At 41.1% G+C, this 10,746-nt stretch carries 6 protein-coding genes and 3 pseudogenes; 5 read left to right on the top strand and 4 right to left on the bottom strand.

The genetic code is table 11. The features are described from left to right. On the top strand, positions 1 to 449 hold a 449-nt coding region (locus O3603_RS11495), incomplete at its 5' end, for a glycoside hydrolase family 15 (protein WP_371522948.1). Between the two features lie 116 nt (positions 450 to 565). Here O3603_RS11495 and O3603_RS11490 read toward each other — a convergent pair. The 4 genes and pseudogenes from O3603_RS11490 to O3603_RS11475 all read right to left on the bottom strand — a co-directional run. Next, positions 566 to 967: pseudogene (locus O3603_RS11490) on the bottom strand (conjugal transfer protein TraG); the annotation flags it as partial. A gap of 7 nt (positions 968 to 974) precedes the next feature. Continuing rightward, positions 975 to 1,566, bottom strand: a pseudogene (locus O3603_RS11485) (DUF4099 domain-containing protein); the annotation flags it as partial. Between the two features lie 194 nt (positions 1,567 to 1,760). After that, positions 1,761 to 3,458: an ABC transporter ATP-binding protein gene (locus O3603_RS11480; RefSeq protein WP_371522946.1), complete on the bottom strand. Its 1,698-nt coding sequence runs from the start codon at positions 3,456 to 3,458 to the stop codon at positions 1,761 to 1,763. 2 nt (positions 3,459 to 3,460) lie between these two features. Further along, positions 3,461 to 5,206, bottom strand: coding sequence for an ABC transporter ATP-binding protein (locus O3603_RS11475; protein ID WP_371522945.1), 1,746 nt, complete (start codon positions 5,204 to 5,206; stop codon positions 3,461 to 3,463). A gap of 199 nt (positions 5,207 to 5,405) precedes the next feature. Here O3603_RS11475 and O3603_RS11470 point away from each other — a divergent pair, with 199 nt between their 5' ends. The 4 genes and pseudogenes from O3603_RS11470 to O3603_RS11455 form a co-directional block, all read left to right on the top strand. After that, complete coding sequence (locus tag O3603_RS11470; protein ID WP_371522943.1) at positions 5,406 to 7,781, top strand: TonB-dependent receptor; 2,376 nt, start codon at positions 5,406 to 5,408, stop codon at positions 7,779 to 7,781. A gap of 18 nt (positions 7,782 to 7,799) precedes the next feature. Further along, positions 7,800 to 8,981, top strand: coding sequence for a hypothetical protein (locus O3603_RS11465; protein ID WP_371522941.1), 1,182 nt, complete (start codon positions 7,800 to 7,802; stop codon positions 8,979 to 8,981). 125 nt (positions 8,982 to 9,106) lie between these two features. Next, on the top strand, positions 9,107 to 10,087 hold the full coding sequence (locus tag O3603_RS11460; RefSeq protein WP_004374668.1) for an AraC family transcriptional regulator: 981 nt from the start codon (positions 9,107 to 9,109) through the stop codon (positions 10,085 to 10,087). A 164-nt stretch (positions 10,088 to 10,251) separates the two neighbouring features. Continuing rightward, positions 10,252 to 10,495, top strand: a pseudogene (locus tag O3603_RS11455) (RteC domain-containing protein); the annotation flags it as partial. Positions 10,496 to 10,746 lie beyond the last annotated feature (251 nt).

Below are 10,746 nucleotides of genomic sequence, written 5' to 3'. Positions count from 1 at the left end.
GAGGAAAAGTCTTTGGTGGTGGTTATGAAATATTCATTGTCGCATTTTTTATGGGACTTTATTTCAACCAAAAGCGACCACTCATAGAGGACACACAAAAACGCAAGACTTTCGGACAGCCCATTCAGTATTGGGGCAATTTAGACTCTGTCAAAGGACGAAAAGCCTATCCGAAACTCCGGGAGTATATTTTCACCGCTCTTGTTTCCCGTACCGACATTGATTTCATTGCTTTGGAAAAAGGAGAAATGACATCACGAAAAGCGGTTGACATGCTTATGCAGACAATGGAGGAGTACGCCAATTGGGGGTTTCATTTTATGGAGGATAAACTGACCGATGCCCCTAATTATTTCTTTCGTGAAACTGCATTTTTAGAAGTATTTTTAGCTTTTGATGCCGCAGCTTCTGAAAATATAAATGAAGATGAACCAGAATCATTAGATTAAGCATATTCATATTGATCAAACACAGTAGAAGAGGATGTCTTATTTATTTTATATCTAATTGAATTTATTGTATATCAGATTCTATTACCAATACGGGATTCTGAACTTAGGCTTCACTAATCTCCATTCTTTATTAGATGACATAAACTTGGAGTGGTCTTAATTATTCTAATCTCATTATCAACAAGTGTTAGTATCTCTTTTTTTACACGTTTATAGTTGGCTTCGATGGTCTCGTTGAGAGCGTCGGAGCCATTTTCGTTTGTAAAGTCTGCTATCACAGGTATGGGTGGGTAGGCTTTCATCTCGGCAGATACCTTGACACTGTCCACCACAATCTCTGCATGAAAAATCTTCTGGTTGATGCGTTCATCAAAGTTGTCTGATACTGCCCCCACAAACATTCCTTGCGTAAGGTTACTGATTTTGGGTGCAGGGATAAGGCTATCCATCTGAGTGGAAATAGATGTGGATTTGTCATTGCGGTTGATGGTCATAGACTGCCGTTGCTGGAGCACATTACTTGTCAAAGATGAACTCAATGCCTTTTCGATCGGCATTGACTTGCAAAGTTGCATCAAAGGTCTTACCACTCTTGGCAGTCATACCTTCCACCTTCACGGCTTTACCTTCCACAAGGTCTTTGTACTGTGCATCAGAAAGTGTCACGCCCTTGATTTCCTTGGGGATATTCACACGGTCGGCACGCAGGGCTATAATTTCGTTGGTCTGCGGATCGATAGAGACGTAAGCAGAAAAAGGTTCAGCGTTCTTGGGAGCAACTTCGATAGTTTTACCGAGATTGCCCGTAGTGAGAAGTGCCTCCTTTTCTTCGGGAGAGAACTTATAGCCCATATAGGGAAAGTCAAGCTGTGGCTCTTTTCTCAAAGGATGAATTGCTAAACCGATATTACCGCTATCGTCCGTGCGGAAGGCAAGTTTCGGTGTAGATAGTAGTGTCTCCAAAAGGTACGGCAATCGTCAAGAGATTGCTCTTCTGCCAATTGAGCATCTTTTCCAATTCTCCACTCTGTTCCAATCTTTCACGGGAAAGACCGAGATCGTCGAGTTGCTTCCAATCAATCTTCGACTCATCGATGGCAGTAGCATTCTTCTTGGTCTTTGATTTTTTCGTCCATATTACAATGTTTTTAATGACACCAACAGCGGTACACGGACAAAGGTAAATCAAAGAAATAGTATGTGTTAGCAATTGTAGATAACTGCGTACTTGTGGCGTTGATATGGATGGAAATGGCAAAAAAGAGGTATGGTTCAAATACCATACCTCCATATTTTTTATTGATTAGGTTATTGCATAGACAGCAATTTGCAGTACATTCCGTCTTTTGCGGCAAGTTCTGCATGTGTCCCATTCTCTACAAGTCGTCCTTTGTCCATCACAATAATTTGATTAGCATTACGGATGGTTTGCAAATGATGGGCAATGACCAAGACTGTGCGATTTTGGATAAGGGAAGACATTGCCTGTTGTATCTTATATTCATTGACAGGGTCAACATTGCTTGTTATCTCGTCCAAAAGAATGATGGGAGCATCTTTGAGGAACGCACGGGCGATTGAAAGCCTTTGTTTCTGACCTCCAGATAATCCCAAACCGTTTTCTCCGATTTTTGTTTCATAACCTTCTGGCAGATTGATGATAAAGTCGTGTATCATCGCCCTACGTGCTGCGTCTTCGATTTCTTCCTGCGTAGCATGTTGATTGCCTACTTTGATATTATTGGCAATGGTATCTGAAAAGAGAATAACATTCTGCATCACCACACTGATTTTACCGAGTAAATAATCATAGTCCATTTCTCGAATGTCTAAACCACCGATACGGATACTGCCGGTCTGCGGTTCCCAGAAACGGAGTAACAGGTTGGTAATGGTTGTTTTACCTGAACCTGACGAGCCAACAAGTGCCGTTACTGTTCCTTCGGGAACATGGAACGTGAGATTTTTCATCTCAAAACCTTCCTTCTCATAATGGAAATCCACTTTGTCAAAGGAAAGATTGAAATGGGTTGCTGTTTTCGGCTGTTCAGGATTGGTGATAACAGGAGCATTCAATAAATGGGAAATGCGTCCGTAACTATCTTTTACCTTGATATAATTCAACCAATGATTCTCCATATTGACAAAAGGTTTGTAGAATTCTTTTGAGACGATGATAAACATTAAATAAGCGAAAAGAGAAAGTTCCCCCTGCTGTGTCCACCAAAGACCGATTGTAGCCATCAGAGCGAAAGCCAATTCTATCAGAAAAGTGTATCTGCCCACACTTACAGCTGCCAAACGAGAAATATTCTTACTGCTTTCACCAAATTCACTAACAGAGTGGTCGAGTCTGTCACGGAACATTCCTTTTCCTCCAAATACTTTCAAAACTGGGATACCCTTGACATATTCAACAAAGAGGCTGACCATATCTGCCAGATTATCCTGTGATTCCTCCTGTGCTTTCATTCCCGAGCGAATACCCCGATACAGAGAAAATAGGGCAATGGGGAGAATGGCTACCATTGTCAATCCCATGCGCCAATCCACACAAAATAGTCCAATACCGAGTATTAGAGCTACAATGAAGTCGGCAGACATCCGTGTCCATAGATGTCCTACTACCATTTCCATATTATCAACGTCTTTGTGAATGATTGTACTTATCTCTCCCAGACGCTCATTGGTATAGAAACCGAGTGAGAACATTTTCAGTTTCAGTATGATTTTCTCGCGGATACGTTCCACAAGATCAAATCCGGCAAAATGCTTACTCATATCGGCAATGGCATTGGATATGGTTTTCAAGACCAGCAGACTACCGAGTACCCATGCTGCCGAAATGAAAGAGATGCTTTCTCCATGTATATGACAGTCGATGAGAAACAAGACTGTGAGCATTATCGCCGTGCCACAAAGGGCATAAACCACGAAAAACAGTGCGGAGATAATTAGATGCCGAACTCCGCTAGCGGTCAATTCATTCAGTATATTGCGTACCATTCTTATTCCTCCTCTTCTTTTAATTGCCATTTACTTACTTGCTCTTGCGTTTCCGTCATATTGCGGTACAGAGAACAGACTTTCATCAGTTCTTGGTGTGTTCCTTTTGACACAACCTGCCCTTTGTCCATCACAACAATACGCTCCATATCCTGAATAGTATTGAGACGGTGAGCAATGGTAATGACGGTCTTGTTGCGCTGCAATTCATCAAGAGCTTCTTGGATTAGTTTCTCATTCTCTCCGTCCAATGCGGCAGTGGCTTCATCGAGAATAATTATTGGAGAGTCTTTGAGCAACATTCGGGCGATGGAAATACGCTGTTTTTCTCCGCCAGAAAATTTTACGCCGGCTTCGCCTGCCAGCGTATCATAACCATTCGGCAAGCCCATGATAAAATCATGAATACGAGCACGCTCTGCTGCCATTTCCACTTCCTTTTGTGTGGCGGTAGGTTTTCCTATACGGATATTGTCCCGAATAGTTGTGTTAAAGAGAAAAACCTCCTGCTGTACCATCGAAAAATAATCTGCGATATTACGTTCGGAGAGTTCCGTAATATTCTCTCCTCCTAGTCGGATAGTACCTGTTTGAGGTTGCCAGAACCCCATCATCAGACTTGCCAATGTGGTTTTTCCCGATCCGGATTCGCCGACGATAGCTGTATGACTTCCTTTCGGAAATTGAAGACATACATCTTTCAGCGCATTGTCTTCCTTGTTTGGATAGGAAAATGTAACATGCTCGAAACAAACATCCGTTTGTGTCGTATCCGTTTTCTTGTCAGCAGTTTCCTTTGTCTGTACCTCTGTAATGGACTGTACTTTTGCCAACGACTGACCATAGACGATTCGGAAATGTTGGAAAGTAGCCAACTTAGCAAAAGAGGACGAGAACAAACCGCCCAATATCAAGGCAAGGATAAAACGAGCTACAGTTAATTCGCCCGAACTCATCATCCATAGTCCAATAAGAGTCATTACCACGATACCACCTTCCAAGAACATCGTTATCAATGTCATGGGAACGGTAACGCTAAACATACTCCGCTTTACCCAACGGATATAGTCGCGCATACCCCCAAGTACCCGTTCCGTTCTGTTTTCCTCATTACTGAAGGCTTTGATTACCGATATGGTAGCCACATATTCCAAAAGGTCTTCCGACATTTTTTGCGTACTTTCCATAAAGTGTTGAAAGCTCTTTCCCCAAAGTGTTTTGACAGCCATTTGCAGAAGAAATGCCACAGGCAAAAGAGAAATGAGCGACAACCCCAAACGCCAGTCTAACACCATAATGATTACCCAGAGTAAGGCTGGAAAAAGAGTAGCCGAAAGGATTTCGGGTAATCCATGTGCTAAATAAATTTCAATTTGTTCCACATCGTGGTTAATAATATTCACCAAGTCGCCAACTTTCCGTTCTTGAAAGAAACCGAGCGGCAAGCGCTGCAAATGACTTATGATACGCAACCTCAATCGTGTAAGGGCATTGTAAGCCGACCGGTGTGCGCGCCAAATCGAGGTTCCATAGAATACGCCTCGAAGCATTGCAAATAGTATCATTATTCCTCCAATACCCCAAACTATTATGGGAGAGAGTGTGCCATTCATCAGTTTGTCCACTGCCCACACTACCAGCAGTATAGGGAGTGTACCTAAAATAAGGTGCAATATGACCACTGCATTGGAGAGCAGGCTGCGGCTCTCCCGTTCCTCATCAAGAGGTCTGACTTTTTGTTTATCCATATATGTGTCGTTTTGATTTTTTCTGCTGCAAAAGTACGGCAACAAGCAGGAATAAAATACCCCCAATAAGCATTACACTGCCCCAAAACAACAATTTGCTCGCATATAAACACAACAGGGGTATAAGCGTGGATAATAGGGTTATTTATTTGCTCGGCAGGTAAGTACCTTTGCACAGAATCTCACAAACAAATATGATATGTCAATCAGCTCAATAGTCCATTTATACAAAAGAATGCTCCTTGTCGGCTTTCTATCTTTGTGGTCTTTTCCTATGTTTGCACAACTGCAACCAACAGAAATAAAAGTTATTGATGCAGAAAATGGGAACAGTATAGAATTTGCCGCCGTACATTGGAAAGGTTTGAATGCTCCAACGTACACAAATGGTACGACTACAAACAGGAAAGGTATTGCAAAACTAAGTGCATCAAGTAATCAAAAACTTATGCTTATGGTAAGTTATGTTGGTTATCAGACCATTACCGATACGATTACTGCAAATGGGAAGCGTTATACCATAAGACTACTCCCGGAATCAACAGAGTTAGCAGATGTAGTGGTCTTCGGAAAAACAAAAGCACAAGTTCTCAGAGAGTCGCCTGAAGCAGTTTCTGTAATAAATGCGAAAGAACTTCAAGGCAGATCTATTTCGTTAGAAACCGTTTTGAATAAAACCATAGGTTTGAAAGTTGGGCAGACCGGCGGTTTGGGAAGCAGTTCGAGAATTATTGTTCATGGATTGGAAGGAAACCGCATTCAAATCTTATGGGACGGAATACCAATGAGTACTTCTGACGGGGCCTTTTCTCTTGATGAAATTCCGATAGACATTATAGAAAGAATAGAAGTCTATAAGAGTATCATACCCGCCCGTTTCGGATGTGATGGATTGGGGGGAGCCGTCAATATCGTTACTAAAGAGTTTAGTACGGATTATTTAGATGCCTCGTATGAATTCGGATCTTACCAAACACACAAAGGAAGTGTCTTCTCTCGCAAGAATTTTCCAAAGAGTGGCATTCTACTCGGTGCGGGAGGTTATTATACATCTGCAAAGAATGACTACTCTTTCAGAGTTCCCGAGAGAGAAAATCTGTTGGTAAGACGTGACCATGACCGTTTTCGTTCGTATATGTTGAAGGGAAAAATTGCTTTCACGAAACTTTGGTTCGATGAGATTAGTACCGAGTTCGGGTATTACAATCGTTTCAATGAAATCCAAGGTATCTTAAAAAACATACAACATGCCGAAAACCAATCAGGAATGTTTATGTTGGAAAACAAACTGATAAAAAGCGGAATGCTGAACGACCGCCTTAATCTTGAGTCCCATTTCTCCCTTTCACATACAACAAACAATTTTGTGGATACGGCACGAGTTAATCACGATTTCGAAGGAAACATATATCCGAGTCCAAATGGGCAGGGAGAAACAGGAGATGTTCCTCACAACTCAAATGACAAAGGCTTGGAAATCAATGAACGTATCAATTTTGATTACAAGTTGTCCGCCAATCACAGTTTGAATCTGAACACACTTATTAACTACGCCAGAAGACAACCGAGCGACAACATTGCAAGTCAGCATGCAGGTTTTGTTATCGGAGGATTTCCCAGCAAAAAGACCAGTATCATTTCGGGGTTGACTTGGGAGTCAAAACTCTTTGATAAGAAACTGACGAATATGCTCTCCGCAAAGTATTTCCACCTCCATTCCGAGATAGAAGATTTGACTTCATACGAGCTGATTGAGGCTCCGAAGAAAAAGAACAATACGACCTCACAAATAGGCTGGATAGAGGCAATAAAATACGAGCCCTTCAGAGGTTTTCACTTGAAAGCATCTTACCAGCGGGCAATACGCCTTCCCAATTCACAAGAACTATTCGGTGATGGTATCATCACCTTTCCTGCAGCCGGATTGAGACCAGAGAAAAGCCACAACTTCAATCTGGGGTTCTTAATAGACAAAAATGATGTCCTCGGATTATCGCGATTGCAGTTTGAAGTGAACGGCTTTTATATGCAGGTAAGCGATATGATAAAACTAATGAAACAGCACATGGCAGCCGGATATGTAAACGCAGAAAAGGTACATATTAAAGGTATAGAAACCGAAATAAAATTGGACATATCGCCAACGGTCTATGCCTACGGAAATCTAACTTATCAGGATGTGCGTGATGTCTTGAACTATTTACCCGGTACCCAAGCCCCCAATCCGACAAAAGGATTGCGACTGCCGAACATTCCCTATTTGTTCGCCAACTTCGGGGCGGAGTATCACAGCAACCGATTATTCAAGAATTGGTATGTCAAGGCTTTCTGGGACGGCAAATTTACTGAGGAGTTCTTCTACTTCTGGGAACTTACCGAATTACAGAAACGACGTATTCCCCGCAGTTTCGTCAATGACATAGGGCTATTGTTGACCTACAAAAGCAAATATTCCGTAGCCTTGGAATGCCATAATATAATGAACAAAGAAGTTTGGGACCAATTCCGCCAACCATTGGCAGGACGGACACTTCACCTCAAATTCAGATATGTCTTCTCAAAAGGAATTTTCTAATTTAACAAATATAAAAAGATGAATACAACTATTTTCAATCGTATAGCTTTTTCTGCTATGCTGGTCGGCTTCATAGGGCTGACATCTTGTAACAAAAATGATGAACCTACGCCTACTCCTCAAGAGGTTCAGCAACATTTCACCTTTGTGCATTATGTGGACAAAAGTGCTTATGTAGGGACATTCAGTGATTTGACTCCTCAAGCAACCGACAATAAGAAAGCATTTGAATTCGGGTTCGGTTGCTACCTCTTTGCTAAGGGTAATACAGTGCTTGTACCCGAAGGGAAATTCGGGGATAAGATACATAAGTTTATAAGAGGTGCCCATGGAGAACTGATAAAAGCAGGTACTATGACATTTGAACAGATGGCTCAACCCGGAGAAATTAACTTCGTTGATGAACAGCGGGCATACGTTGCTTTGCACGGACGTGGAAAAATTGCGTTAATTAATACTTCAACATTGCAAAAGGAAGATGAAATTGACCTCTCGTCTTATGCGGTTCAAGACAACAATCCTGATCCCGGCTGTAATGTCATCCGTGATGGAAAGATGTATGTTGCCCTCAATCAGCTCAATTCGCCTCATACCTCCGTACCGGGTACTGGAGCAGAGGTAGCTATCATTGACCTCAAGACGAAAAAGACTGAAGTTATCAAAGATAACCGCACAAGTGTTGTAGGATTGTTCCGCCATTCTGACGCATTCATAGACGAGCGGGGTGACATCTACTTTTACAGTGCGGGTAACAACTTCAATGTTGCCGATAAGGAAGGTTTCCTGCGTATCCGCAAAGGAAGCGACAAATGGGATAGCGATTATCTGTTCAACCTATCGAAGACAACCATAAAAGGAATAGGCAAAACAGGGCAGTATATGATTAAGTCTTTCTATGCAGGTAATGGTATTGTGTATAGTTGCGTGAAAGTAACGGATACAGAATTTGGAATACTCAAGAAAGACTTCCAACCTGTGAAAATCGACATTTGGAACAAAACCATCGAAAAACTTGATTTGCCAATGACCGATAGCAATGGCTCTTTTGCTATAACTCGCTACAAGGACTTCATCGTCTTTGGAATGATATGTAACAATGGTACGGGGTATTACACCTACAATACCAAGACAGGCGAATGCTCGCAAAAGCCAATTGTTACTGCCATAGGAGTTCCTTCAAGTTTAGTCGCATTTGAGTAAACTCTCATTAAAAACATTTCTCATGGAGCTATTGGTTCTTTTTTAAGAGTAATACGGATAAAAACTTGCAAAAATTCAAGTTTTTATCCGTGTTTGTTTGTAACTTTGCAAAAAGACATGATAAAATGACCATAGAATTTTGTGCAATTAATAAGCCTGAAGATTGGATGGAGATGGTTGCCGAACAATTTGGCACATCAGTAATAAACGATGGATTTACCATTCCTTCTTCTATTGGTAGTGGATTCTTCAAACAATATTATCCTCTGCCATGGCTAACATTGACTTATATCAGTTTCGTAGCATACGAGCCGATAACTATGATACGTCGCTCGGTAGAAAACTCGAAATGGATTCCTGTCATGTTCTATATCAATGAGCATAAACACGAGCAGATAATTGGAACAAGTACAAAAACGGTCGGAGTGGACACGCTCGATGGCATTTTCATGCCTTCAAGTAGTATCCCGACTGAGTGGAGTTTTCCTCCAAAGAAACGATATGAAAATATTACACTGACTTTCAATAAGGATTGGATTGAAAAGATTGATGCAGCACATGAAACCTATATCGGTCGGCTTCTCCAATCGGACAAGGCTTTTTATTTGTTTGAGACCATTACACCTGCAATGCAACAGGTCTTGGATAACATTAAGTCTACAACTGAAATCGACAATCCTTTTTCAACGCTTCATTTGCATGGAAAAACTATGGAATTACTGACAATGTTCCTTGAAAAGCTCGAAAAACGTTCGGAAGTAAAATCTCTTGCCAACCTAAACTTGAATGATGTTGAATCAGTATTCCGTGTTCGTCGCCAGATTCTTCAAAGTCTCAGTAATGTACCGAGTATTCCCGAATTGGCGCGTGAAGCCAATATGAGCAGTTCCAAATTACAAAAGTGCTTCAAGCAGGTTATTGGAAAAGCCATCGCAGAATATGCCCTATCCGAAAAGATGGAATGGGCAAAACGACTGCTTTCCACTCGCCTCTACTCGGTGTCAGAAGTAGGCTATAAAGTTGGATATACTAACCTCAGTCATTTCACAGAGGCTTTCTGCAAATATCACAGGATGAAACCTAAGCAATATCTTGATTCATTATAAGTTTTACATAAATATTACTTGCATTTTGAGGGTTATTTTGCCCTAAACAATCTTTCAAACTTAGCCTGCAAAAACATCAGGCAATGAAAATAACGACATTTAAGTTTCATTTTTTTGCTGGAGTAACAATTTTATCATTGTCTTCTGGTATTTCTGTTTATTATTTAGTCGAACTCTTGTATGCTCTCGACACCTGCAATTGTATCAGTAATGGAGAAATTGGTATGGAGGAATTGGCACACACTCTCTGAAATCTTCGGAGTGGAGATAAAGAACTGCTACAACGTATATATGAATATAAAGCATCGCAAAGATGACAGTCGCACTTATTTTCTTGACGAACTCCGTGAAAAAATCAATAAGCGGATGGTGGGGAGCGACCTGAAAGGCGGCAAGTTCAAGAAGTAGTAAATCAAAAGGGAGATATTCCGACTCTGTAATATCTCCCTTCATTCATTCTTTGATAAGCACTTCCAACTTTTTGGCTATATCCTCTGAGGTTGGAAGCACTTGTTTCCGTATTTAATGCATTATGAGAAAATAGGCTATAATATTAATATACTCAATTTTGAACGAAATCGTTGTGAGATTTACAGAGATCATACCTTTGATTCTTATTGGGAATAATCAAATCCATAATTAATAATGTATAGATGAAA

This window comes from Prevotella sp. 20925_1_30, from assembly GCF_041433025.1.
Classification (GTDB): Bacteria; Bacteroidota; Bacteroidia; order Bacteroidales; family Bacteroidaceae; genus Prevotella; species Prevotella vespertina.
The sequence above is the reverse complement of the archived record's forward strand: the minus strand, read 5'-3'. Positions and strand labels throughout refer to the sequence as shown.